The sequence below is a fragment of the Fodinicola feengrottensis genome (assembly GCF_039530045.1).
In the GTDB taxonomy this organism is placed as follows: Bacteria; Actinomycetota; Actinomycetes; order Mycobacteriales; family HKI-0501; genus Fodinicola; species Fodinicola feengrottensis.
The window spans coordinates 85,047-109,973 of the sequence record NZ_BAAANY010000014.1; the positions used below are offsets into that span (position 1 = coordinate 85,047).

23 protein-coding genes are annotated in these 24,927 nt (G+C 69.0%); 14 read left to right on the forward strand and 9 right to left on the reverse strand.

Annotated elements, in window-relative coordinates:
* The first annotated feature begins 127 nt into the window (after positions 1 to 127).
* The 3 genes from ABD301_RS19835 to ABD301_RS19845 all read left to right on the forward strand — a co-directional run bounded on the left by ABD301_RS19835 (position 128) and on the right by ABD301_RS19845 (position 5,902).
* Positions 128 to 1,264, forward strand: a complete 1,137-nt coding sequence (locus ABD301_RS19835; protein WP_344311731.1) for a glutamate--cysteine ligase — start codon at positions 128 to 130, stop codon at positions 1,262 to 1,264.
* Between the two features lie 291 nt (positions 1,265 to 1,555).
* Entirely contained in the window at positions 1,556 to 2,722 is a 1,167-nt protein-coding gene (locus tag ABD301_RS19840; protein WP_344311870.1) for an amidohydrolase, read from the forward strand.
* 756 nt (positions 2,723 to 3,478) lie between these two features.
* Positions 3,479 to 5,902 carry a hypothetical protein gene (locus tag ABD301_RS19845; protein WP_344311732.1) on the forward strand — a complete coding sequence of 808 codons (2,424 nt, stop codon included), beginning with the start codon at positions 3,479 to 3,481 and terminating at the stop codon, positions 5,900 to 5,902.
* A gap of 235 nt (positions 5,903 to 6,137) precedes the next feature.
* Here the strand turns inward: ABD301_RS19845 and ABD301_RS19850 are convergent, their stop codons facing one another.
* A complete protein-coding gene (locus ABD301_RS19850) occupies positions 6,138 to 6,908 on the reverse strand; it encodes a maleylpyruvate isomerase family mycothiol-dependent enzyme (RefSeq protein ID WP_344311734.1) in 771 nt (256 codons plus the stop codon).
* Positions 6,909 to 6,987: 79 nt separating this feature from the next.
* The gene (locus ABD301_RS19855; RefSeq protein ID WP_163570357.1) at positions 6,988 to 7,413 is read right to left on the reverse strand and encodes a gamma-glutamylcyclotransferase family protein; all 426 of its coding nucleotides are present in this window, start codon (positions 7,411 to 7,413) and stop codon (positions 6,988 to 6,990) included.
* A gap of 73 nt (positions 7,414 to 7,486) precedes the next feature.
* On the opposite strand from ABD301_RS19855, the gene ABD301_RS19860 reads away from it, so the two are divergent.
* Entirely contained in the window at positions 7,487 to 8,860 is a 1,374-nt protein-coding gene (locus ABD301_RS19860) for an NAD(P)H-quinone dehydrogenase (protein WP_344311735.1), read from the forward strand.
* On the opposite strand, the gene ABD301_RS19865 is transcribed toward ABD301_RS19860, so the two are convergent.
* On the reverse strand, positions 8,861 to 9,535 hold the full coding sequence (locus ABD301_RS19865; protein WP_344311736.1) for a response regulator: 675 nt from the start codon (positions 9,533 to 9,535) through the stop codon (positions 8,861 to 8,863).
* Positions 9,536 to 9,644: 109 nt separating this feature from the next.
* Between ABD301_RS19865 and ABD301_RS19870 the strand changes: the two genes are divergently transcribed.
* On the forward strand, positions 9,645 to 10,316 hold the full coding sequence (locus ABD301_RS19870; protein WP_163570359.1) for a DUF3159 domain-containing protein: 672 nt from the start codon (positions 9,645 to 9,647) through the stop codon (positions 10,314 to 10,316).
* Here ABD301_RS19870 and ABD301_RS19875 read toward each other — a convergent pair.
* Together ABD301_RS19875 and ABD301_RS19880 are read right to left on the reverse strand one after the other, a co-directional pair.
* Complete coding sequence (locus tag ABD301_RS19875) at positions 10,313 to 10,960, reverse strand: Rv3235 family protein (RefSeq protein WP_344311739.1); 648 nt, start codon at positions 10,958 to 10,960, stop codon at positions 10,313 to 10,315. The genes ABD301_RS19870 and ABD301_RS19875 overlap by 4 nt on opposite strands.
* Positions 10,957 to 11,556, reverse strand: coding sequence for a LysM peptidoglycan-binding domain-containing protein (locus ABD301_RS19880; protein WP_344311740.1), 600 nt, complete (start codon positions 11,554 to 11,556; stop codon positions 10,957 to 10,959). Before ABD301_RS19880 ends, ABD301_RS19875 begins: the two co-directional genes overlap by 4 nt.
* A 137-nt stretch (positions 11,557 to 11,693) precedes the next feature.
* Here ABD301_RS19880 and ABD301_RS19885 point away from each other — a divergent pair, with 137 nt between their 5' ends.
* Entirely contained in the window at positions 11,694 to 12,266 is a 573-nt protein-coding gene (locus ABD301_RS19885) for a hypothetical protein (protein ID WP_279581602.1), read from the forward strand.
* A 269-nt stretch (positions 12,267 to 12,535) separates the two neighbouring features.
* On the opposite strand, the gene ABD301_RS19890 is transcribed toward ABD301_RS19885, so the two are convergent.
* Positions 12,536 to 12,775, reverse strand: coding sequence for a helix-turn-helix domain-containing protein (locus ABD301_RS19890; RefSeq protein ID WP_344311744.1), 240 nt, complete (start codon positions 12,773 to 12,775; stop codon positions 12,536 to 12,538).
* A 109-nt stretch (positions 12,776 to 12,884) separates the two neighbouring features.
* Between ABD301_RS19890 and ABD301_RS19895 the strand changes: the two genes are divergently transcribed.
* The 4 genes from ABD301_RS19895 to ABD301_RS19910 all read left to right on the forward strand — a co-directional run bounded on the left by ABD301_RS19895 (position 12,885) and on the right by ABD301_RS19910 (position 18,249).
* The gene (locus ABD301_RS19895) at positions 12,885 to 13,712 is read left to right on the forward strand and encodes an SAF domain-containing protein (protein WP_344311746.1); all 828 of its coding nucleotides are present in this window, start codon (positions 12,885 to 12,887) and stop codon (positions 13,710 to 13,712) included.
* Entirely contained in the window at positions 13,709 to 14,986 is a 1,278-nt protein-coding gene (locus tag ABD301_RS19900; RefSeq protein ID WP_163570372.1) for a CpaE/TadZ family protein, read from the forward strand. The genes ABD301_RS19895 and ABD301_RS19900 overlap by 4 nt, the downstream gene beginning before the upstream one ends.
* Positions 14,987 to 15,364: 378 nt before the next feature.
* Complete coding sequence (locus ABD301_RS19905) at positions 15,365 to 17,185, forward strand: glycoside hydrolase family 3 protein (protein WP_344311747.1); 1,821 nt, start codon at positions 15,365 to 15,367, stop codon at positions 17,183 to 17,185.
* A 14-nt stretch (positions 17,186 to 17,199) separates the two neighbouring features.
* Positions 17,200 to 18,249: a serine hydrolase domain-containing protein gene (locus tag ABD301_RS19910; RefSeq protein ID WP_163570373.1), complete on the forward strand. Its 1,050-nt coding sequence runs from the start codon at positions 17,200 to 17,202 to the stop codon at positions 18,247 to 18,249.
* Here the strand turns inward: ABD301_RS19910 and ABD301_RS19915 are convergent.
* A complete protein-coding gene (locus ABD301_RS19915; protein ID WP_344311748.1) occupies positions 18,190 to 18,696 on the reverse strand; it encodes a hypothetical protein in 507 nt (168 codons plus the stop codon). The genes ABD301_RS19910 and ABD301_RS19915 overlap by 60 nt on opposite strands.
* A gap of 63 nt (positions 18,697 to 18,759) precedes the next feature.
* Between ABD301_RS19915 and ABD301_RS19920 the strand changes: the two genes are divergently transcribed.
* Positions 18,760 to 19,191 (forward strand): MarR family transcriptional regulator, encoded by a 432-nt coding sequence (locus ABD301_RS19920; protein ID WP_163570377.1) that lies wholly within the window; start codon positions 18,760 to 18,762, stop codon positions 19,189 to 19,191.
* Between the two features lie 354 nt (positions 19,192 to 19,545).
* Here the strand turns inward: ABD301_RS19920 and ABD301_RS19925 are convergent, their stop codons facing one another.
* Entirely contained in the window at positions 19,546 to 20,580 is a 1,035-nt protein-coding gene (locus ABD301_RS19925) for an N-acetylglucosamine kinase (protein WP_344311749.1), read from the reverse strand.
* Between the two features lie 99 nt (positions 20,581 to 20,679).
* Here ABD301_RS19925 and ABD301_RS19930 point away from each other — a divergent pair, with 99 nt between their 5' ends.
* Both ABD301_RS19930 and murQ read left to right on the forward strand, forming a co-directional pair.
* On the forward strand, positions 20,680 to 21,588 hold the full coding sequence (locus ABD301_RS19930; RefSeq protein ID WP_344311750.1) for a MurR/RpiR family transcriptional regulator: 909 nt from the start codon (positions 20,680 to 20,682) through the stop codon (positions 21,586 to 21,588).
* Positions 21,588 to 22,535 carry an N-acetylmuramic acid 6-phosphate etherase gene (murQ, locus tag ABD301_RS19935; RefSeq protein ID WP_344311751.1) on the forward strand — a complete coding sequence of 316 codons (948 nt, stop codon included), beginning with the start codon at positions 21,588 to 21,590 and terminating at the stop codon, positions 22,533 to 22,535. The genes ABD301_RS19930 and murQ overlap by 1 nt, the downstream gene beginning before the upstream one ends.
* A gap of 55 nt (positions 22,536 to 22,590) precedes the next feature.
* Here the strand turns inward: murQ and ABD301_RS19940 are convergent, their stop codons facing one another.
* A complete protein-coding gene (locus tag ABD301_RS19940; RefSeq protein ID WP_344311752.1) occupies positions 22,591 to 23,199 on the reverse strand; it encodes a malonic semialdehyde reductase in 609 nt (202 codons plus the stop codon).
* 182 nt (positions 23,200 to 23,381) lie between these two features.
* On the opposite strand from ABD301_RS19940, the gene ABD301_RS19945 reads away from it, so the two are divergent.
* Positions 23,382 to 24,608, forward strand: coding sequence for an MFS transporter (locus tag ABD301_RS19945; protein ID WP_344311753.1), 1,227 nt, complete (start codon positions 23,382 to 23,384; stop codon positions 24,606 to 24,608).
* Positions 24,609 to 24,927: the final 319 nt, after the last annotated feature.

Consider the following 24,927-nt stretch of genomic DNA (forward strand, 5'->3'; position numbering starts at 1 on the left):
CACAGCGGACTCCTGGTTCTGGGCTCTCCTGCCCCCGGAACCCCCGGACAGGACCTAGGCTGTCCCTCACCACGCACCGGCGGGGCCGCGCCAGGGCCACGCCGGTGATCGCGCCTTGGAGGTCCAGATGCGCATCGAGTTCAGCTCGTCACCGCGGGCCAGTCTGGGCGTGGAGTGGGAGCTGGAGCTGGTGGACCTGGACACCCGCGAACTGCGGTCCGGGGCCAGCGAGATCCTCACCGAGATCCGGCCGGAGGGCGCCGCCGAGCATCCCAAGGCCAAGCACGAGCTGCTGGAAAGCACCGTCGAGGTGATCACTGGCGTTTGTACGACCGTCGCCGAAGCGCGCGCGGACCTCGCCGAAACGGTTGAGCAGGTCCGCCAGGCGGCCGCCAAACGCAATCTCGGGGTGATGTGTTCGGGCACCCACCCGTTCACCGACTGGGCGACCCAGGACATCAGCCCGCACACCCGTTACCAGCGGCTGATCGAGTCGATGCAGTGGCTGGCCCGCCGGTTGCAGATCTTCGGGGTGCACGTCCATGTGGGCGTACGGGCGCCGGAGAAGGCGATCCCGATCGTCAACGCGCTGACTCAGTACATCCCGCATTTCCTCGCGCTGTCCGCCTCCAGCCCGTACTGGCAGGGCAAGGACACCGGCCTCGCGAGCGCGCGCAGCAAGGTCTTCGAGGGACTGCCGACCGCCGGTCTGCCCTACCAGCTGTCCGGCTGGGACCAGTTCGAGGCGTACATGGAGACGCTGATCTCCACCCAGACCATCCAGACCATCCGCGAGGTCTGGTGGGACATCCGGCCGCACCCGAACTTCGGCACTGTGGAGCTGCGGATCTGCGACGGGCTGGCGACCTTTGACGAGATCGTGGGAATCGCTGCGCTCGCGCAGTGCCTGGTGGAGCGTTTCGACCGGGAGCTGGACCGCGGCTACACCCTGCCGCTGCCCAAGAGGTGGGTGGTCGAGGAGAACAAGTGGCGGGCCGCCCGCTACGGCCTGGACGCCGAGATCATCGCCGATGACAAGGGCACCGTCGTACCGCTCAAACAGGCGATCAGCGACCTGCTGGAAGACCTCACGCCGGTGGCCCGCCGACTGGACTGCGTGGCCGAGCTGTCCACTGTGGACCGCATTTTGAAGGTCGGCGCGAGCTATCAACGCCAGCGCGAGGTGGCGGCCAAGAACAATGGCGACCTGACCAAGGTGGTCGATGCCCTGATGGCGGAGATGCGAGACGGCCTGCCCAGCTGACTCGTGCCTGTGGACTATGCGCACGCGGCATTTGCGGTCGGAGTAGGCTCAATGGTCAAGGTCGTGAATGCGAATACGCCCAGATCCGGGTGAATGTCGCGGACGACCGGGGGGCCTTACGAGGGGCCTATTTCGCTTTCGACCGGCGACACCGCTCCCGGATGAACAGGTGAGGCAGGTGTGCCGCCGTGGACGCAACGGTGAATGAGGGACGCAGTCTTCGTGACAACGACGCAATCCGCCGGAAATAGGCAGCAGGTTTCGACAATGACGTCGGATCTCGGGAATGAGCTGCGTACGCAGCTGGATCGCTGGCTGGTCAGCCATGGCGCGGAGTTGGTGGCGCTGCGGCGCGACCTGCACGCGCATCCGGAGCTTTCCAAACACGAGCAGGGCACCACGGCCAAGATCGCCGCGTTGCTGGAGGCGGCCGGACTCAAGCCGCGGCTACTGCCGACCGGCAACGGCATTATTTGCGATATTCCCGGCGATCCGGCCGGTCCAGTGGTGGCATTGCGCGCGGACATGGACGCGTTGCCCATTCAGGACGCCAAAGACGTACCGTACAAGTCCACTGTGGACGGTGTCTGTCACGCCTGCGGGCACGACGTGCACACCACGGTCGCGCTGGGCGCCGGACTGGCGCTCGCCGAAATGGGCGGATTGCGGGGGACCGTGCGACTGGTCTTCCAACCGGCCGAGGAGGTTTTCGACGGCGGTGCGCCGGACATGATCGACGCGGGCGCCCTGGACGGCGTCTCGCGGATCTTCGCGGTGCACTGCGACCCGCGGATCGCCGCCGGCCTGGTCGGCATCCGGGTCGGTCCGCTGACCGCGTCCGCCGACTCGATCCGGGTCACCCTCGCCGGCCCCGGCGGTCACACCGCCCGGCCGTACCTGACCGCCGACGTGGTCGAGGCGATCGGCCGGGTCGTCACCGAGGTGCCCGCGCTGCTCGGCCGGCGGACCGACCCGCGCTCCGGCGTCTCGCTGGTCTTCGGCGCCATCCACGCCGGCCAGGCCGCGAACACCATCCCGCAGGCCGCGTACGCGCTCGGCACCGTCCGCATCCTTGACCACGACGCCTGGTCCAGCGCGCCCACGTTGATCAGCCAACTGGTCCACGAGGTCGTCGCGCCCACCCGCGCGACCGCGGACATCACGTACACCCGGGGCGTCCCGCCGGTCGTCAACGAACCCGGCGCCACCGGCATCCTCGCCGAAGCGGCCCGCGCCGGCCTCGGCGCCGACGCTGTCGTCGGCACCCCGCAGAGCATGGGCGGCGAGGACTTCTCCTGGTATTTGGAGCACGTTCCCGGCTCGATGGCTCGCCTCGGGGTCGGTCGCCCGGGAGAGCAGCTGGACCTGCACCAGGGCACCTTCGACGTGGACGAACGCGCCATCGCCACCGGGGTGCGACTGCTCGCCCACACCGCGGTCGCCGCCCTCGCGGGCTGACGAGCTCTGACCGTACGGGCCGGTTGGTTCTCGCTCGTCGCCGCCGGCCCGCGGTCTGCACAATCGGATTCCGATTGTGCAGGTCTACCTAGGGTGCGGCGCGAAACTGTCGTACCGTCGTGAAATTTTGAGCCCCCGCCCTTTCAGAAGGGTGGGGGGTGGGTGGCGGGTTTTTATTACGTAAGTCGACGCGCGCGCGCGAAATAAGCGCGCGCTGCGGGGGTTCGGTATGCGACACCAAACTGGTGTCACTCGGCGAGCGACACCAAACCCGCGCCATTGGGCGCCGAACGACGAGATTTCTGCAGCGCTCGCCGAACGCCACACTTTCGCGCCACTGGAAAGCCGGGCGGCCCATCGACTGCGGCACAATGTCCCGCACTCGACATCGAGTGCGGGACATTGTGCCGCACTGAACGACCAAGTCCACCCCGGCATCGCACTCCGTAGCCACTGGGCCCCCGAGCCATCACCGCTAGTCACGGCAGCTCTTGATCCCGGTCGACCATGGCTGAGGCATACCAGGGCGTTCCATCGTTGCATCGCGGCAAAAACTCCATGATCGTTGTCCCTGCGGGCCCCGATCGAGGACTATGGGCGCGTGACGCCACCGCAAACCCGCCAAAAGGTCTTGATCGCACCGCAAGGCGGCCGGGTATCGACCGATGAGGACAGCCAGTGCCACCACAGCGGAACTTTCGGACATACAGGGCAACGTCTTGTTCGTCACAGTGAGTAGCGTTTAGACTACGTAACGTGAATGAAGACAGGGTTGTCGAACTTCGCGTGCACGGCGTGGCCGGCACGCCGCCGGACGAGCTGCTCGATCGAGTGCTCGTCGTACGGGTCGCCGGCGACAGCCGTGCCGGGTTCTACCGGCCGGCGTTAGCGGACGAGGGAACCGACGATGCGCCCGGCCAGCCGCACGGGTCGGGACCACTGCTGGAGGGCTACTGCTGGGGCGGTCTCACGTCCGGCGCCGCGGCCCGCGCGTTCTGGCTTCTGTTGCTGCCCTTCACGATCGCGAACGTGGCGCCACGGCTGCGGCCACCGAGCCCACCGCGTACGGACGGCTTCCTGTGGTGGCTGTCCCGGCTGTTCGCGCTCGGGCTGACCGCGCTGATGATCCAGACCGCGGCCGGCGTCGGCGTCGACCAGATCGGGTGGCGGTGCGGCACGTTGCCGGCCGGTACGTGCCCAGGCCTCCCGAACGCCGTCGACCAGCTGCTGCATATGGCGACTCCGGGCCAGCGACTGCTGCTCGGCGCGGTCGTGCCCATCGTCGTCCTCCTGGTGCTCGTCCTGTTGGGGCGCGGCACCGCGATGCGGTACGAGCAGGCCGATCCGGATCCGGCCGCCAGGTATGCGGACCACAATCCGGGCGACGGGCCGGATCTCGCGCTCAGCCATCCCGACCTGTGGCGAGGCCAGCACCTGGTTCGGCGGTTGCGACGGTTGCACATCCTGATCGCCGTCGGCATCTGCGTCGTCACAGTGGCCCTTCCGGCGTACGAACACGATCGGGGTGCGGCGACCCAACTGCTGCCGCTGGGCGGCGGGCTGCTGAGCTGGCTGGGGTGGGCGCTGCTGGTGCTCTGTGCGGCTGCCGCGGTCGGTGTCGCCACGTTGCTGGCTTTTCCTTCAGTGACAAGCCGTCGTCCGTCGGTGGGGACCGCCGCGACGCTCGCGGAGCGCGCGTATCAAGCAGCTCTCGCCCTCTGCCTGCTGGCGATCGGCTATGTGTTGGCGCCACGCCCGGGCTGGTCACCGACCGGCCCACTGCCCGGTTTTGGCCGGTCGGCTGTGCTGCTTTTCAGCCTGCACGTGGTGATCCTGTTGGTGTTGGCCGGTACGGTCGCGTTGCTCTGGCAGCGGGCCGCCAGGTTGCCGGCGGGGCAGCCCAAGCAGGCGCTCGGTGGGTACGGGACGGTGCTGCTGACCGCCGCGAGCCTGCTGATGGCGGCCGGTGCATCTGCCGGGATTTACCTTTACGTGGGCGGATTTCTGCGGACCGGCAGCCTGCGACCGAGTTTCGGCGACGTGCAGGGCGCGGTGGCCGCGCTGAACACGGCGCCGGCCATTCAGACCGCGAGCCTCGCCTTCGGGCTGATGCTCGGCTGGCTGGTGCTGGTCGCGTTCGCCGGCGCTGGCATCATCGCGTACCGGCTGATCTGGCCGACTCGCTGGCCCGAGGGGCAGCGGCTGCTCAACCAGCAGTATCCGGAGGCGCACCGGACCCCGGTCCGGGACGCGGAGATCCTGCGCGCCTTCTGGTTGGCCCGGATCGCCGACTGGGCCGGTGGGTTGATCGCCGCGGTTTTGGCTCCGTCGCTGGCAATCGCCGCCATAGCGACCGGCTTCGTGCTGGCCTCGGCGGTGTCCGGCAACGCCGCGTCCGTACTGGACGTGGTGCTGGCCGCGACCGGTTCGTTGAGCGCCATCGGCGCGTACGGCACAGTGCTCGGCCTGCTTTTGTTGGTGGCCGTCGGTGCGGCCGCCTTCCGGATCAGCGGCACTCGGCGGGTGGTGGGTGTGCTGTGGGACGTCGGCGCTTTTTGGCCGCGGGCGGCCCATCCGCTGGCCGCGCCCTGCTATGCCGAGCGTACGGTCCCGGACCTGCTGCAGCGGCTTCGCTGGTACGCCGCCGGCGCACCGACCGGCGGCCAGCCGGCCGGTGAGGCGACACCGGTGGTGGTTTCCGGGCATAGCCAGGGCGGCGTGATCACCGCCGCCGTCACCCTGCAACTGGACTCGGTAGTGCGCGAACAAGTCGCCTTCCTAGCCATCGGAACGGTCCTTCGGCGGCTGTATGCCCGTTATTTCCCGGCGTATTTCGGCGTACCCACCCTGGACGCGATCGCCATCCGGCTCACCGCCCGCTCCGGCCGCCGGTTGCGAAACCTCTGGCGCACCACCGATTACGTCGGCGGCCCGATCGGCAGCGGCCCCCGCGAATCCGACCCGCCGGTGCCACCCACCAGCCCGCTGGCCACCGCCGACCGCCGGCTGACCGACCCGGAATACGCCGCCGCCCCCGGCGACCCTGTCCCGCCGCCGATCCGGGCCCATTCCAACTATCCCGCCGACCCGGTCTACCACCAGGAGCTAGCCGACCTGGCCGACCTGCTCCCGCACCAACCACCACCCCACCCCGAACGCCGCCTCCGAGTCATCCATTAAGTGGGTGCGGCGCGAAATTGTCGTACGTGTCTGTTTTTCTTTCCCCCTCCCTTTGAACGGGCGGGGGGGTGGGTTGAGAGGTGGACTCTAATTTTTAGTTGAACATTGGTCCTCGAACCCGCCCCCCACCCGTCACTGGGTGGGGGCAAATCTGCCGGAGGGGTACGACAGTTTCGCGCCGCACCCTATGTAGAGCTGTACAATCGGACTCCGATTGTGACGACCGGAAAGCTGGTCAGGCGTAGGTGCGCATGAGGGACAGGACGGCCTCGGCGTCGGGGCCGTCGGCGTGTACGGGGACCTCGTCGGGGGTGGCGCGGCGGCCGGCGATCGCGCATACGTCGGCGGCGGTGCCGTGGACGACCGTCAGGGCCGCGGCGTCGGCGCCGAAATCCCAGCGGGAGCCGTTTGGCGCGGTCAGCTCGAAGGCCACCGGTCCGGTGAGGGTGAGGTCGGCGCGCGCGAAGGCGTAGGGAATCGTGCGCCAAGCCAGCCGCGCGATGTGCCAGAGCCGGTCGGTCGGCGGCAGCGGCCGGCCAAGCGCGTCGGCCACGTCGCCGGTGTGGATCCAGCACTCGGAGAGTCGGGTGGTGGTGAGCGTACGGGTGCTCAGCCAGCCGGTGACCCACTGCAGCCGGCCGCGATCGTCGCTGTTCAGCAACGCGTTCCGGACACCGGTGGCAGCGCCCTGCCAGCGCTGGAAAACATCCTTGCCGGGCGCGTCCCGATCCCGCGCCACCATCTGGCCCACCATGTCGTCGACGGTGACGGCACTCGTCATCGGGTGGCCGAGCATCGCGGCACCGGCCTCCAGGAACCGGCCGCCGGCGCTGGCCAGCGCCAGCTCGTCGGTCTGCGCCAGGTGCAGGACGACATCGGACACCGTCCAGCCCACACACCGGGTCGGTGCGGACCAGCCTTCGTCGTTCAGCGGGGCGAGAAGGCCGGCCAGCTCGTCGTGTTGCGCGCGCAGCGCGTCGACGATAGCCGCGAGATCGGAGTCCATAAGACCTACTTTCCAGCCGTACGAGCCGCCCGCGCAAGGACTCCCGCGCTGCCCGTACGGTCAACCTCCAGGGCAGCGGCTATCCGGTGGGGCGGGTCCGCAGCTCGGTGACGTACTCCGTCGGGGCGCCGCCGGCCTCGGCGGCCTCGGCGAGCTGGTTCAGATACTGCGGGGTGGGTAGGCCGCCCTCGTAGTGCGGCGACACATACCACCAGGCGAGCTGAGCGCCTTCCAGCGTCTGGACGCGCACCTTGATCTTCTGCTCCATGCCGGACTCGGCCTTCTCCCAGGCGTCCAACGTCGGCTCGTCCTGCGGGCTCACGTCGTAGATCGTCACGAAGACCTGCTCAGCGGCGGCTTCCACGACAGTGGCGCTGACCGGGACACCGCCGAAGGTCAAGCGCCAGCCCGTTACCCAGCCGGAGCCGGCGACCGGCGACCGCGGGCAGCGCTCCAGCATCCGGGCGGGGTCGAGGTTCGGACCGTAGGCGGCGTACAGCGGCATGGTCGCCACACTAGTGCGAGACAATGCGTGCATCGCGTACGCATCGCCGAACAGCACTGGAGGGCCAGGTCAAGTGACCCGGATCGTGATCATCGGAGGGGGACCGGCCGGGTACGAGGCGGCCCTGGTGGCGGCTCAGCTGGGTGGGCAGGTGACCATCGTGGAGGCCGAGGCGGTCGGTGGTGCCTGCGTGGTGGCCGACTGTGTGCCGAGCAAGACGTTCATCGCGTCTTCGGACGTGGCGACCAGCCTGCGGCACGGCTCCGCGCTGGGCATCAACGGCACGCTGGCGGGGCGTGTCGACGTCGATCTAGCGGCGGTCCACGCGCGCGTACGAGACCTCGCGAAGGCGCAGTCGCGCGACATCGGCGACGGCCTCGTTTCGCACGGCGTAAGGATCCTGAACGGCACCGCCCAGTTGCGGACCGGCAACCCGCACGTGGTGGAGGTCGAGGGCGGCGAGTCGCTGGAAGCCGACATCGTGCTCATCGCGACCGGCGCGACGCCCAGGGTCGTCCGGGGCGCCGAGCCGGACGGGGAGCGGATCCTGACCTGGCGGCAGGTGTATGACCTGAAGGAACTGCCCGAGCATTTGGTGGTGATCGGCTCCGGGGTCACCGGCGCCGAGTTCGCCAGTGCATACCTGGCCATGGGGGTGCCGGTGACACTGGTGTCCAGCCGCGACCGGGTGATGCCGCACGAGGATCGGGACGCCGCCGAACACATCGAGAACGTTTTTACCAGGCAGGGCATGGCAATCTTGTCCAATGCGCGTGCGGATGCCGTCAGGCGTATCGAGAACGGCGTTCGCGTGGAGCTGCAGGACGGTCGCGTTATCGAGGCCAGTCACGCACTGATGACGGTCGGATCAGTGCCCAATACTGCCGGTCTGGCGGAGGCCGGTGTCGAGCTTGACGACCGCGATTTCGTTGCGGTGGACCGGGTTTCCCGTACGTCCGTGCGTGGGGTTTATGCGGCCGGCGACTGTACGGGCGTGCTCATGCTCGCTTCCGTCGCGGCCATGCAGGGGCGAATTGCCATGTGGCACGCGCTCGGTGAGGCGGTGCAGCCGCTGCGCCGGCAGACCGTTGCCGCGAATGTGTTCACTGACCCCGAAATCGCGTCGGTCGGCCTCGGTCAGTCGTCGGTGGAGGCGGGTGCGGTGCCGGCCCGTTCGGTGACTCTTCCGCTGGCGACCAACGCGCGCGCCAAAATGATGGGCCTCACGGACGGTTTCGTGAAGCTGTTCTGCCGGCCGGCTTCCGGTCTGGTGATCGGCGGTGTGGTAGTCGCGCCGCGGGCCAGCGAGCTGATCCTGCCGATCGCGATGGCGGTGGAGAACCATCTGACGGTCAACCAGATCGCGCAGTCTTTTTCGATCTATCCGTCACTTTCCGGCTCGATCACCGAGTCGGCCCGGCAACTCATGCAACCTGAATTTGATTAATCAGGTTTCGAAGCGATAGCCGAGGCCGGGCTCGGTGACGAAATAACGGGGGTGGGTGTGGTCCGGCTCTAGTTTTCGCCGCAGTTGGGCGATGTAGACCCGTAGGTAATTTGTTTCGGTGCCATATTGTGGACCCCACACCTCGCGAAGCAGCTGGCGTTGGCCGACGAGTTTGCCGCGGTGGCGTACCAGGGTGGCCAGGATGTGCCATTCGGTGGGCGTCAGCCGCACTTCGCCGGCGCTGGTGGTGACGCGTTTCGCGGCCAGGTCGATGGTGAAGTCGGGGGTGCTGATGGTCGGCGCTTCGTCGCCGGCGGCGCCGCGGCGCAGCGCGGCGCGCATCCGGGCCAGCAACTCGTCCATGCCGAAAGGCTTGGTCACGTAGTCGTCGGCGCCGGCATCCAGAGCGGCCACTTTCTCGGCCTGTTCGGTACGGGCGGACAGCACGATGATCGGGACGGTCGTCCAGCCGCGCAGCCCACGAACCACGTCGACGCCGTCGATGTCCGGCAGACCGAGGTCGACGATAACCAGATCCGGTTGCCGCTTGGCGGCGAGGTCCAGGCCGGTACGACCATCCTCGGCGACCTCAACGTCGTAGCCGCGCGCCTTGAGGTTCACCCGCAGCGCGCGGCGGAGTTGGGCCTCGTCGTCGACCACCAGCACGGTGTCCATCCCGCCATTGTGCTCGTCACCTCCGCAAACGCCGGCAGTGGCCATCGTCACGAGCCGCGTTTGGAGGCCGGACGCCCCGTCCGCGCCGGATTAGGGCAGGCTTGGCTGGGTGGAGACATCTAGCGCGCGGGACGACCAGTCGCTGGCGTCGTTGCTGGGCGGGCGTACGGCGTCGATCGATGCCACTTTGCCGCCGGTCGCGTTTGTCGCGGGCTGGTTGCTGTCCGGCCGGTCGGTAGCGATCGGTGCGGTGGTCGCGATCGTGATCGGGCTGGCGGTCGCCGGTTTCCGGCTCGCTCGCGGCAACCGACCCAGAGCGGTGCTGATCGGCCTCCTCGGCGTCTGTGTGGCCGCGCTCATCGCGCTCTACACCGGTCGCGCGGCCGACTTTTTCCTGCTGCAGTTGGCAAGCAACGGTGCCAGCGCCCTCGCCTGGGCGATCAGCATCGTGTTTCGCTGGCCGCTGCTCGGTGTCATCGTTGGCCTGCTGCTCGGCCAGAAAACCCGGTGGCGCAAGGACCGGGCCTTGATGCGCGCGTACTCGCTGGCCTCGTGGATCTGGGTCCTGCAGTACGTCATCAGGGTCGCTGTCTTCGGCGTGTTCTATGCGATGCAGGCCGTCGTTCCGCTGCTGGTGGCCCGGGTGGCGCTCAGCTGGCCGCTGATCGTGCTCTGCCTGTTGGTCAGCGGTTGGGTGCTGCGCCAGACGCTGCCGGCCGGCCATCCAGGTTTCCGCAAACCGCAGATCGTGGAGATTCAGCAGGCGCCGGACGCGGCCTAAAGCAGCTGCAGGACGGTACACCGCCAGCGGCCGTCCATGCCTTCCAACCGGAGCGCGATCGCTCGGCACCGAGGGCCGTACGAGACGATCGCGCAGGCCTCGGCCACTCCGTCGATCGGCTCGTTGACGTGCACACTGCGGACCTGGCCGGGGATCCGACCGGCCTGCCGCTGGGTCGGCAGGTGCGCGGCGGCCGAGGAGGCCAGTCGGGTCAGCAGGCCGGCGTACGTACGCTGCGAGGTCACCGGCATCAGCTGCTGCACCGGCCGGCGGCCGGCCATCACCTCGACCACCGCCTGGGTGAACCGGGTGGCGAACTGGCGCGGGCAGGGCAGGTCGTCGCGCGGGGTCCGCTGTGGAGCGAAGATCGGGTCGTTGCTCGGGCGACCGGCCGGCGCGTCCACCTCGAAGGGCAGCTGGTCGGCGTGGATCTCGTAGCCGAGTCCGTCGACCCGCGGCGGCTCGATCAGCCGCAGTGCGCGGAAGGGGCGGGTCTCGGCGTAGTCGATCGGACTGTACGGCGGCTCGCTGCACGGCGCCGGCCGGATCTGGATGCGTCCAACAGCGTGCCGTGAGGTGTGGTGCTGGCCTGCCGGGCGGTATTTCTGCGTTGACACGGGGCTGCTGGCCGGCGATCGACTCATGACCCGCTCCCGTTCCGGCTGGTCGGCGGCCGGAGCCGCTGACCAGGCCGGATGATGTCGGGGTTCGGGCCGATCAGCTGTCGGTTGGCGGCCCACCAGCGCGGCCATTCGACGGCTATGGCCGGTCGGCTCGGGTGCTGAAGGCGCGCGGCCGCGATGCTCCAGAGGCTGTCTCCGGGGCGTACGACGACGGTCCGCGGCGGGGTGGTCGCGGGCTGTCGAGGTGTCGGCGCGTTCATCTTGGGTAAGACGGCGCTGACACGCGGTGATGACACGAAACCGGACTGTTGATTCGCGTCCGGTCCGCGCGGGTCCAGGACGGCCGCGGTGGTGCCCGCCGGCGCGGCGGCCGCCGGGGTCAGCGGAGCGAGAACGATGCCGACTCCGAGCGTGCCGACCAGCAGCTGGCGTACGGCGGCCGGCACGACCAGGGCCTGCACCGCTCGGGTGGCTCGCCCGATGGGACCAGGGAGGACGCTCGCCGTCGCCACCGCCAGACAGGTGAGCCACCAGCCGTATGCGGCCACCGCTAGGGCGTCTACCAGCGATAACAGTGGATCGTCGGGCCCGGCGCACTCGTACAGGACTACCCCCACAGCTGCCGTGACGATGAGTAAGACCGCTCTTCGTGTCATTTGATCCCCGATTCGTTCATTTGCTTGTGTTTGCTTTTGTAAGCTATCGTTTACGCTAAGTCAAGCGGTTTGGCGTAAATGGGATGTACGGTGAGCGAGTGCGCGAATCGGATGCGGGTCGCTGGGAGCGGCTGTTCGCCGATCTCGAAGACCAGGCCGATGCCCTCGAACGCGCCGAAGAAGCAGCTCAGGTGGGCGACCGGGTGCGGGCCGAGGTGGGTGACGTGCGGCTCTACGACCGACTGCGGGCTGCGGTCGGCCAGCAGCTCGCGCTGACCGTGCGGGGCGCTGGCGCGGTGGCCGGAGCGTTACTGGAAGTCGGGCCTGACTGGCTGTTGCTTGGCGAGCCGTACGAGCGGGAGGTTCTGGTGCCGTTCGCCGCGGTCACGTCGGTGGGCGGGTTGGGCCGGCACTCGGCCGCGCCCGGTTCGCAGGGGCGGGTGGCGGCCCGGCTGACGCTGCGATGGGCGCTGCGGCGGCTGGCGCGGGACCGAGCCGCGGTCTGCGTTTTCCTCGCCGACGGCTGTCAGCTCGGCGGCACCGTGGACCGGGTGGGCGCGGATTTTGTGGAACTCGCCGAACATCCGGCCGGCGAGCCGCGGCGGGCATCGGCCGTACGCGGGGTGCGCGCTGTGCCGCTGCACGCCCTGGCGCTGATCCGCCGCCCTTGACCCGGTCTACTCGCCGAAGGTGCGATACACGGGTGGGGGTGATCTTGCGGGCTGGGCACGACAGTTTTGGCGACCAAGGGCAGTTGTGAAGCTTTGCTAACGAGCTAGGGCGTGTCTCCTAACCCCAGGCGGCGAGGGCCGAGCCCAAGCGTCGGCTGCCGGCACCGGGCGATCACCCCCATACAACAACGGTATGAAGGTGACCGCCCGGCACCGGCAGCCGACGCTTGGATCTCGACCCTCATCCACCTGGAATTAGGAGACACGCCCTAGTCGGACTCGGCGTCCTCGCGTTCGATGAGCGGGTTTTCTCGTACCCAGTCGGCGGTCTGGGAGTATTGGCGGTCGATGTACGCCTCAAGTTTGGTGCGCTCGACCCGCCACTGGCCGCGGCCGCCGACCTTGATGGCCTCCAGTTCGCCGCTGCGGACGAGGGCATACGCCTGGGAGGCGGAGATGTTGAGGGTGTCGGCCACATCCGCCAGCAAAAGGAACCGTTCGGAACTCATTGTCCCCACCTGCCTTCGATAACCTCAGTGTGCCAGTGTTCGCGCCCATTTGCCGTCATTGACGTGGGCCGTGTTGGGGCATTGCCGAGAGGCCGACAAATAGGGCAAAATGTTCCCCAGCGCGTTCGGCTGGTTGCGGTGGGTGAAAATCGCGAGGGGGTGCGGCATGTCCGGTGCGGTGCCACCGGACTCGCCGCCGGCCACCCGGCTGCGCCGGCCGTCGTGGCTGGATCTGCGGTTGGTGGGTGGGGTGTTGCTGGTCCTGGTCGCGGTGCTGGTCGGCGGCCGGGTGCTTGCCTCGGCGGACCAGGCCGTGCAGGTTTGGGCCGTACAAGCGGACCTCGCGGCTGGTACGACGCTCGGCGCCGGTGACTTGCGGACCGTACGGGTGCAGCTCTACGACTCGGCGGCAAGCTATCTCGCGGTGGCGGCCTCGCCGGTCGGCCGGACGTTGCTGCGCGCGCTGTCTGCTGGTGACCTGCTCCCGCGCAGCGCGCTGGGCGAGACTCCGGCCGGGAGCCTGGTCTCGATTCCGGTGTCACCGCAGCATGTGCCGGGGTCGCTGAGAGCCGGTCAGCGGATCGATGTTTACGCCACCGCGAAGCCGGCGGCCGGGGCGGTGGCCAAGACCGCCCGCGTACTAGCCGGCGTGACCGTCCAGCAGGTCCGGGTGCCGGACGCCGGCGTGCTGTCCAGCACCGCGCAGGTCGCGGTGGTCGTACGCATCGACGACAGCGCGGCGATGTCGCTGGTGGCGGCGATGCGGACGGCCGATCTGGACATCGCCATCGCGCCGCCGGACCGACGGGGCCCGGTGTCGACGGCCGCGCTGCCGGTCCCGGTGCCACCGACCCCGGAACAGCCGGACTATGCCTCGCCGGAGCCGATCGACTCCGCCTCGGCGAGCGTGTCGCCCAGTCCGCGCGAGTCGCGATGAGCCTGCCGATCGTCACCGCGGTCACCGATGCGGCCGCAGAGGCCAACCTGGTCGCCGCACTGGGCCGCTCGGACCGTGGGATCACCGTCGTACGCCGCTGCGTCGACGTCGCTGACCTGCTGGCGGTCGCCGGCAGCGGCACCACCCGGGCCGTGGTGCTCTCCGCTGACCTGCGGCGACTGGACCACGACGTACTGGCCCGACTGGCCGCGGCCAGGGTTGCGGTGGTCGGCTTCGTCAACCCGGCTGAGCGATGGCACGAGCAGACGCTGAGTCAGCTGGGTGTGCGTTATGTCCTGTCGACAGACGCCGATCCGGACACCGTCGTGGAGATGCTCCAAGCGGCCGATGCCAGCATGGCGACCGGCAGCTGGAACGGGGTGGCCGATCCAGCGGCGGCGCTGCCGGTGTTCGCGGCGGCGCCGGCACAGTCGACTCCGGCGCCTGGCCTGGGCACGGTGGTGGCGGTCTGGGGTCCGACCGGTGCGCCCGGTCGGACCACGGTCGCCGTCGGAGTGGCCGACGAGGCCGCCCGGCTGGGGGTGCCCACGCTGCTGGTGGACTGCGACCCATATGGCGGAGTGATCGGACAGGTCCTGGGCATGGTCGACGAGTCACCGGGGCTCGCGGCCGCGGCCCGGCTGCACAACCAGGGCCGGCTCGGGGTCGGCGACCTCGCTGGATTGGCCCGGAGCTTGTCACCGACCCTGCGGGTGCTGACCGGGCTGGCCCGCTCGGACCGCTGGCCGGAGCTGCGGTTCGAGTCCGTGCTCGGGGTGCTGGAATGCGCTCGTACGCTCGCCGCCCTGACGATCGTGGACTGCGGCTTCTGCCTGGAAGCGGACGAGGAGATCAGTTTCGACACCGCGGCCCCGCGCCGCAACGGCGCCACGCTCGCGGCGCTGGACGCCGCCGACGTGGTGGTCGCCGTCGGCGCTGGCGACCCGGTCGGAGTCCAGCGGCTGGTCCGCGGCCTGTCCGACCTCGCCGAGGCGGCGCCCGGCAGCGAGCCGGTCGTGGTCGTCAACAAGATCCGGCCGACCGTGGTGTCCGGCAACCCCGAACACGAGATCGCCACCGCGCTCCATCGGTTCGCCGGCGTGTCCCGGATCCGCGCGCTGCCGTACGACCGGGATGGCCTCGACCGCGCCCTGTCACACGGCCAGACCCTCGCGGAGTCGGTGCCAAGATCGCCGCTGCGCCGGGCACTGATCGAGATCGCCCGCGAGCTCACCAGCGCGATCGCGCGGCCTGAAGACCTGGCCCGCGTGTAGCCGCCGTCCAGTCAGTGCAGCAGGTGCTTCCCTTGGGACACCGAGACAGAACTTCATCCGGCCACCGACACGCCGGGCGGGGCTCGAAACTGTCGTACGTGTCTGTTTTTCTTTCCCCCTCCCTTTGAACGGGCGGGGGGTGGGTCGCGAGGCAAACGCTCATTTTTAGTTGGACATTGGTCCTCAAACCCGCCCCCCACCCGTCACTGGGTGGGGGCAAATCTGCCGGAGGGGTACGACAGTTTCGCGCCGCACCCGCCCAGATTAGCTCGGCAGGCCATTGACCGGCGCTAGTGCTTGGCAGTAACTTCCTGCCGTCCCGTGGATGCGCGGTGGAAATTTGCGAATCCAGTCATTTCCCTTCAGACGGGAGGCGCCATGGCGCCGATCAGTTCCAGGCGTCTCACCCGGGTGGTGGCCGCGGCGGCGGCTCTTGCGCTGGTGCTGGCGCCAGCGGCCGCCGCGCCGACCTCGGCGGTAGCGGCGCCGGCGGCGCCGTCCGGAGTGATCAGCGATCTGGTGCTCAAGCAGCTGATCAAACGCATGACCCTCGAAGAGAAGGTCGGCCAGCTGTTCGTCACCCAGGCGTGGGGCGAGAACGCCACCAATCCTTCGGCCGCTGACAAAGCCAACAACCAGCTGTATTTCGGGCTGGACAATGCGTCGCAGATCGTCCAGAAATATCACCCGGGTGGGGTGATTCTGTTCCAGAACAACAACAACACCAATAATCCGCCGCAGATCGCCGGACTCACCAACGGCCTGCAGCGGGCCGCGGTGACCAGTGGTGCGCATTTGCCGCTGATGATCAGTACGGACCAGGAGCAGGGCATCGTCACCCGGATGCACGAGCCGGCCACCATGTTCGCCGGCAGCCAGGCACTAGGCGCCACCCGGCGGACGGCCGATGTCTGCACAGAGGCGACCATCACCGGTCAGGAGCTGCGCGCGGTCGGCATCAACCAGAACTTCTCGCCCGATTCGGACGTGAACGACAACCCGGCGAACCCGGTGATCGGCGTCCGCTCGTACGGCTCGGATCCGGCCCTGGTCTCCTCGATGGCCTCGACCGCGGTGAAGTGCTTCCAGAACAACGTCGCCGCCACCGCCAAGCACTTCCCCGGCCACGGCAACGCTGACACCGACAGCCACACCGGCATCCCGATCATCAACCGCTCGGCGGCCGACTGGCACGCGATCGACCAGCCGCCGTTCGCCGCGGACATCGCCGCCGGCATCGACTCGATCATGACCGCGCACCTGGAGGTGCCGTCGCTGGACCCGTCAGGTGACCCGGCCACCCTGTCGGCGCCGATCATGACCGGCATCCTGCGCAACCAGATGCACTACGACGGTGTCGTGGTCACCGACGCGCTCAACATGGCGGGCGTACGGACCAAGTACGGCGATGACCGGGTGCCGGTGCTGGCCATCAAGGCCGGTGTCGATCAGCTGCTGATGCCGCCGCTTTTCGACCTCGCGTACAACTCGGTGCTCAAAGCGGTCCATAGCGGCGAGATCTCGGTGGCCAGGATCGAGCAGTCCGATCTGCGGATCCTGCGGCTGAAGCTGAAGGACCGGGTGCTGACCCAGCCGTTCGTCAACGAGAAGGCGGTCAGCCAGCTGGTGGGTACGCCGCAACACCTGGCCGCCGCGCAGGCCGTCACCGACCGCGGCATCACGCTGGTCAAGAACGACGACCACGTGCTGCCGCTGGCGAAGTCGGCGAAGGTGCTGGTCACCGGTTGGGACAACGGCGTCACCATCCCGACCACCGCGCTCGCCTCGGATCTGACCAGCGCCGGGATCACGGCAACCGCGCTGCCGACCGGAGCGGTGCCCACCGCGGCCTCGGTCTCGGCGGCCGTCGCCGCGGCCCAGCAGAACGATGTGACGATCCTGCTGACCCGCAGCAGTGCGGCGGTCCTGGGGGCGAGTCAGCAGACGCTCGCGGCGCAGCTCATCGCCACCGGGAAACCAGTGGTCGTGGTGGCCGTCCAGAATGCCTTCGACATCGCGTACATCCCGACCGCGCGCAACTACCTGACCTCGTACTACTACGGTCCGGTGTCGATGACCTCGCTGGCCCGGGTGTTGGCCGGAAAGGTCGCGCCGACCGGAAAGCTTCCGGTTCGGATCCCGACGGCGAATGATGTGAACGCGACGCTCTACCCGTTCGGGTACGGGCTCACGTACTGACCTCGGAGGTTCGATTGCTCGACGCGGCCGCTGCCGTCCTGGATGCCGCGGTCGCGTCGAGACCTCCGGTCTTCCCCTCCGCTGTGCTTGTTGTCGCGAGGGATGGAGAGCCGCTGCTGCGGCACGCCGTCGGCGACGCGGTCCGGTTCAAGGTCGGCGGCGACCTGCTGCCGCCGCAGGACCGCGTGCCAGCTCGTACGGACACCATCTACGACCTGGCGAGTGTCACCAAGCTCTTCACCGCGGTGGTGGCGGTGCGGATGACGGAGCGGGGGCTGCTGGACCTCGCGGCGCCGGTGGTGGAGTACGTGCCGGCCTTCGGGACGCCGGCCATCACCGTTCGGATGCTGCTCACGCACACGTCCGGCCTGGAGCCGGACCTCCCGCTCTGGCGGGACTGGGGGAGCCGTCAGGAGCGGCTGGAGGCCGTCCTGACCCGGCCGCCGGTGAACCCGCCGGGCGGTGGGCACCTCTACTCGGACCTGAACATGATCACGCTCGGCGTGGTCCTGGAGGCTGTCACCGGCCGGCGGCTTGACGAGCTGGTCCGGGATTGCGTCACCGGGCCGCTCGCGATGGCCTCCACCGGCTTCAACCCGCCGGCCGCGGTGCAGGACCGGGTCGCGGCGACCGAGGACGAGTCGTACGCCGGCCGGGGCATGGTCCGCGGTGAGGTGCACGACGAGAGTTCCTGGGCGCTGGGCGGAGTGTCCGGTCACGCCGGGCTTTTCTCGACCGCCGACGATCTGGCCACCTTCGGCCGCGCGATCGTCGAGGGCGGCGGCGGCATCCTGTCCGAGGAGTCCGCCCGGATGCTGACCGTTGGTGGTGGTGAGCACGGCCTTGGCTTCGAGCTGGCGGCTCACCGCTACATGGGCGCGCTGGCCGACACTGGCGCGTACGGGCACACCGGCTTCACCGGCACCTCGCTGGTGGTCGACCCGGCGAGCCGGGCCGTCGTCGTACTGCTGACCAACCGCGTGCACCCGGATCGGCGAGGCCCGTCAGTGAACCCGGTCCGGGCGGCTGTCGGCGACATCGTGGCCGGCGCCCTGCAGCGCTAACCGCCGCCGTACGACCAGCGAGCTCGCCAGTCGGTTCACGCCGAACGACAGCATGATGGCCGCGGTGGTCTCCAGCAGGTGCGCGCCGACCTGCGCGGCCACCACGAAGGATCCGACGCGGATCACCAGGAACGTGGCCCAGAGCAGAATGCCCCACGACGTGAGCTTGTAGCGCAGCTCGCCGCCGACCCGCCCGAACCGGGTCGCGAGGCCCATCATCGTGCCGGTGCCGGAGACCAGCAGCAGCTCGACCAGGAGCACGACCGCGTCTAACGGCGTCAGTTGCTGGCCGGTGGCGACCTCCCAGACCAGCCAGCCGGCGCCGATTGCCACCACGATCAGCGGCAGCTTCAGGATCGAACCCGGGTCGGCCTTGCGCCACATGAACTGGCGGACCACCAGGTAGCCAATCAGGGCCACTATCAGCGCGTCGTCTACCCATTCCATGCCTACTCCTCATTTCCATCACTGGTGATGGAAATGTATCACAGGTGATGTAAATTTGTCGCCATGCGTGCTTCTGACTTGCACCGGATCGCCCGCCAGCTCCGCGAGATAGCGCTGGTGGCGACCGGAAACACCGCGGCGGACAAGGTCACCATGGGAGAGTTGCTGGTGGTCGAGGACGTGGCCGCGCACCCAGGGTCGTCCATTCGGGAGATCACCGAACGCACCGATCTGGCGCAGAGCCTGGTTTCCCGGATCGTCGCCGCGATGCATTCCCATGGAGTCTTCACCCGCGAGGTCGCGCCGGACGACGCCCGTAAGACGCTGGTGAGCATCGACCCGGTCGTACGCGCTGAGCTGTTTAAAGAGCGCGGCAACCGGCCCGTCGAGGGTGCCCTGGCCGAGTCCCTCCCGGGCCTACTGTCCGCGGAAATCGCCCGTACGGTAGCGATCCTCGACGAGCTGACGGACCTCCTTCAACGAGGTTCTCGCTAACCCCTCCGCGAACTTGACGTTCTTGTCGCGCTTTCCGGCGTACCCGAAAACGTCGAGTTCGCGAAGGTCCGAATTACCCACTGCGGCGCGAAACTGTCGTACCCACCCTGTTTTCTAGCCCCCACCCAGTGATCGGGTGGGGGTGGGTTTGAGGACACGCGCGCGGAAAAAAATTCACGTTCGCGACGCTCGGTGTCGAGTGCGGCACATTGTTCGGCAGTCGACGTCGAGTGCGGGACATAGTGCCGCACTCGATGAGTCAGTGGCTGTCCAGTGGCCCGAAAAGTGTCGCCTTCGCCGAACGACACAGAAAGGGCTGGCGACGCGCCTACGTCAAAAGGCCCCGCCGAAGGCTTAGTCGGCGATGAGGCGTGCGTACGTGTCGGAGTCGAGTTGGTCGATGGAGCGCAGCGCGAGCGCTACCGCGCCGAGAGCGGCATCGGTCACGAGGGTGGGTTTCACGCCGGTCCGATCCGCGAGCCCGGTCCGGACGGCGTCGGCGACCGGGCCGGGGTTGGTCAGCACCGATCCGCCGAGCACGATCGCGGACGGCGGGTCGTCCGCGCGACGCAGCACCGCGGTCGCGGACTCGATCAGGGCGTACGCGGCTTCTCGGCAGATCTCGGTGGCGACCGGGTCGCTGCCGGCCAGATCCCGTACGGCGGGGGCGGCCTTGCCCAAATCGGCCGGAGTGGCCGCGTAGACTGCCGCGACGATCCGCTGGGCCTGTTCGTCGGGCCCGAGTGCGGGGTCGGGCGGCGTGCCCGTTAGGGCAGAGATCACCGGCTCGGTCAACTCGGTCGCGAGGCCGCGGCCGTCCAGTGCGGCGAGCACCGCCTTGACCGCCCGGCGGCCTTGCCAGACCGCCGAGCCGGCGTCACCGAGCAGCCAGCCGTAGCCGTCGGCCCGGTGCCGTACGACACCGTCTTCCAACCACGCGGTGATAGCGCCGGTGCCGGCGATGACGAGCAGCCCCCGCTCGGCGGCGGTGCCGGCCGCGTAGGCCGTCTCCAGGTCGGTGACCAGGTCGGGCGTACGGGGAAGGCCGACCCGTTCGGCGGCGTCGGTGAGCGCGGCGAGCGCGATCGGGCGGCGCCCACTGCCGGCACCGGCCATCCCGACCAGCGCGGCGACCACGCTGGCCGCCGGCAGCTGAGCGGCCGCCAGCGCGGCGATGATCGACTCGCTGAGGGCGCCGGCCGGGTCGGCTGAGGACTGGGTGCTCGCGCCCGGTCCACGGCCCCGCCCGACGACCGTGCCGTCGAGAGTGGCGATGACGCATCTCGTGGAAGTTCCGCCGGCGTCCAGCCCGAGGGCCACATCAGGACGTTCGATGGCATTTTCCCGGAAAGCGGTTTTTGGGCTGCGGTTTGGGCTCTGACCTGGCACGCCGGCTACCGTAGCGAACCCCAACCGCGCGAGCCGCGATTGACGTTGGTAACAAAGTGCAAGTAACTTTCCGACGTGCCCCGTAAGACGGTAAGTCAATTGAGTGGTGACGCGGGCCAGTCCACGCACGCCGCCACCGCTGTCCTCGTACGCGCCCTGCTGCCGTCGCTCTCGCCGGCCGAGCGAAGGGTCGCGCAGGCCGTTCTCGACGATTCCGCCGGGGCGTCCGCGCTGACCATCTCGGAGCTGGCCACCCGCGCCGACACCTCCGAGACGACGGTGATCCGGTTCTGCCGGGCGCTCGGCTTCTCGGGATACCCGGAGCTGCGTCTCACGCTGGCCAAGGAAGCCGGCCGGGCGGAGAGCGGCGCGGCCGGCCGGCGGATCGTCGGCAGCGACATCGGACCAGGCGACGAGCTCTCCGAGGTGGTCGACAAGATCTCCTTCGCGGACGCCCGCGCGGTTGAGGAGACGGCTGCGCAGCTGGACGTGTCGGTCCTGGAGACCGTCGTCGACACGATTGTGGGCGCCAGCCGCGTCGATGTGTACGGCGTCGGGGCCAGCGCGTTCGTGGCGATGGACTTCCAGCAGAAGCTGCACCGGATCGGTCGGGTGTCGTTCGCCTGGTCCGACGTACACATCGCGCTCACCAGCGCCGCGCTGCTGAAGGCCGGCGACGTGGCGGTCGGCATCTCGCACACGGGGATGACCAGCGACACCGTCGACGCGCTCACCGTCGCCCGTGAGCATGGCGCGACGACGGTGGCCATCACGAACTTCCCGCGCTCGCCGATCACCGCGGTGGCGGACCACGTGCTGACCACCGCGGCCCGCGAGACGACCTTCCGGTCCGGCGCGATGTCCAGCCGGATCGCCCAGCTCACGGTGGTCGACTGCGTCTTCGTCGGGGTGGCGCAGCGGACTTACAACGAGACGCGGACCGCGCTCGAAGCGACCAGGGACGCGGTGGCTCGACGCCGGCTGTCGTCCAGATCCGGGAGATCGTGATGACGGCAGCGCCTCGCATCGCCCCAGAGGCAGTGTCGTTCGCCAGTCCTACCGAGCTACGCAACCCGCGGACGGTCGAGATCGACCGGCTGGACACGCTCGACGTGTTGCGGATGATCAACGAAGAGGACAGCACGGTGGCCAACGCGGTCGCCGCCGTGTTGCCGCAACTGGCCCGCGCGGTGGACTACGCGGTGGCTTCGTTGCGGGCCGGGCACCGAGTGCACTACGTCGGCGCTGGTACGTCCGGCCGCCTCGGCGCGTTGGACGCGGCCGAGCTGCTGCCCACCTTCGCGCTGGAGCCCGGCCGGGTGGTCGCGCACATTGCCGGCGGTCCGGCGGCCATGCTGCGCGCCGTCGAAGAGGTCGAGGACGACCCGGCCGCCGGTCGCGCCGACCTGGCCGGCGTGGAGCCCGGAGACCTGGTGATCGGGCTGGCCGCCAGCGGTCGCACGCCGTACGTCATCGGAGCGCTCGCGGCGGCCACCGAGGTGGGCGCCGCGACCGTACTGATCTCGGCTAACCCGCAGTCCGAATACCGCGACAGCGTGGATGTGAACGTCGCCCTGAACACCGGCCCCGAGGTCATCGCCGGATCGACCCGGATGAAGGCCGGTACGGCCCAGAAACTGGCGCTGAACGCGTTTTCGACGGCCGTGATGATCCGCCTCGGCCGTACCTATTCGAACCTGATGGTCCATGTGGCGGCCACCAACGACAAGCTCCGCGGTCGGCTGATCCGGGTGCTCGTCCAGGCCACCGGGTTGTCCGAGTCGGTGTGCACGCAAGCCCTGGAGGACAGCGACGGCGAGGTGAAGACCGCGCTGGTGGTCCTGCTGACAGGCAGCCCGGTCAAGGCCTCCAGGGACGCTCTCGCGGCCGCCCACGGGGTGGTACGCGACGCCATCAGCGCCGTCGACACCGCGCACCCCGTCGAAGGCCACTAACTCAACGTTCTCGTCGCCGTCAAGCGGCGAAAACGTTGAGTTAGTGGTGGGTTTCTCAGACGGTGGTGACGACCTCGTCCTGGTCGAGCCGCGGGCTGCGGTCGAACCAGGCGTTCTCGCCCGGCTGGCCCAGATTGACGACTACCAGTGTGCGGTGCCGGCCGTCGGGGAAGAACTCCTGGTCGATGGCGGCCGCGTCGAAGCCGGTCATCGGGCCGGCGGCCAGGCCGGCGGCGCGTACGCCGAGGATGAAGTAGCCGATCTGCAGGGTCGCGTTCAGCCGGGCGTGCGGTTCCCGGTCGAGGCCCTCGAAGAGTTCCTTGGCGTCCGGCTTGTACGGGAAGGTCTTCGGGAACTCCTCGTGGAAGTCCAGGTCGGCGGCCAGGATCGCGACCAGCGGCGCGGCGCCGGTCTTGGCCCGGTTGCCCTCGGCCAGCAGCGGCAGCAGCCGCTCGCGGGCCTGCGGCGAGCGCACCAGCACGATCCGCAGCGGCTGCTGGTTCATTGAGGTAGGACCCCACTTGATGAGGTCATAGATCGCTTTCACCTGCTCTTCGGTGACCGGCTCGTCGGTGAAGGTGTTCGCCGTACGCGCCTCCCGGAACAGCAGGTCAGCGGCGTCATCGCTGATCTTCAGCGGACCATCTATCAGGGTGCTGGTCATGTCTGACTCCTTGCGGAACGAGTGCCTGTTGTCTTGCGAAACGATAATCAGCGAGGAAGTTGTTTCCTAGTAAGATATGTGGTCGGTCACACTCGGCCGCCAGTTGACAAACCTCACTGTCGGACCACCGCCGAATCGTGAAAGAAACCCGAGGCAGCAGTGCATCGGAACGAGGAGCCAGCGTGGGCGCGGTCGCTACCCGTAAGGACCGGGCAGCCAGCTATCGGGAGGTCTTCGCCAACGGCGAGTTCCGGTCGCTGTGGCTGGCCGAGCTGGTGTCCGACGCCGGCGACCAGGTCGCCCGGGTCGCGCTTTCCCTGCTGGTCTTCTACCAGACCAAGTCCGCCGCGCTGACCGCGCTCGCCTTCGCGTTGTCGTTCCTGCCGGCGTTGTTCGGCCCGCTGCTGGCCGGTCTCGCCGACCGGTATCCGCGGCGGCGGGTGATGCTCACCGCCGACCTGCTCAGAGGGTCACTTATGGCGGCGATGGCGATCCCGGGCGTACCGCTGCCGGTCCGGTTCGCCCTGCTGTTCCTCACCCAGCTGGCAGCTTCGCCGTCCAACGCCGCCCGAGGCGCTCTGCTGGCCGACGTACTGACCGGCGACCAGCTCACCGTCGGGCAGGGGCTGCGGTCGATCGTGGGCCAGATCGCCCAGGTCGGTGGCTTCGCGGTGGGTGGGGTGCTGACCGTCGCACTGACGCCTTACGGCGCCCTCGCGGTGAACGCGGCCAGTTTCTTCGTGTCGGCTTTGTTCATCGTTTTCGGCGTACGACGGCGGCCGGCGCCGAACGCGGGCGGCCCGGCGCTGTCGCTGTGGAAGTCCACCCGGGCCGGCGCCCGGCTGGTGTGGTCGGACCGGCAGCTGCGGACGCTGGTCGGGCTGATCTGGATGATCGGGCTGCCGGTCACCGCCGAAGGCCTCGCCGTGCCGTACGTGGCCCGTTTAAGCGCCGCTCCGGCGGCGGTCGGCTGGTTGCTCGCATCGACTCCGGTCGGTGCTATCGCCGGTGCGTACGTGCTGACCAAACTCGCCCCGTCGCTGCGTCTGCGGTTGATGGGACCGCTCGCGGCGGCATCGGGGCTGCCGCTGCTGGTGTGCGCGTGGCATCCCAACCTGGTGGTGTCATGCCTGCTCTTCGCGCTGTCCGGAGCGGCCGCCGCCTACATGGTGGTGGCGCCACCGACCTTCATCCAGCGCACCCCGCAGGCCAGCCGCGGGCAGGCGATCGGGCTGATGTCGTCTGGCTCGATCGCCGCCCAAGGCGTCTGCCTGGCGCTCGGCGGGGTAGTCGCGGACCGCATCGGCGCCCCGGCGGCGCTAGGCGTGGCCGGAGCACTCGCGATCGCCGTGGGCGTGGCCTTGTCGCTGGCCTGGACACAAGCCGATTCCCCCACGCCGCCCACCTAACCCGTCGCGCACGTCGTGACAGTTTTTGTTCATTTCGCCTGGTCCGTGCGCTTTCGAGCCGATTTTTTTTCGCGCGCGCGTCCTCAAACCCACCCCCCACCCGATCACTGGGTGGGGGCAAGAAGACAGCACCCGTACGACATTTTCGCGCCGTAGCAGATACTTTGACACCTATCCCAGCCACACCTATCCCAGCCCCGCCCGCGCGGCGGCCGAAGGCCGCCCAGGTTCGTGGCGGTGGGGTGCCCGCTTTTTGGGCGCCCCGGCGACGCGGACCGGACGCGCCGCCGCAGGAACTGCGGCCAGAAACTCAGCATGC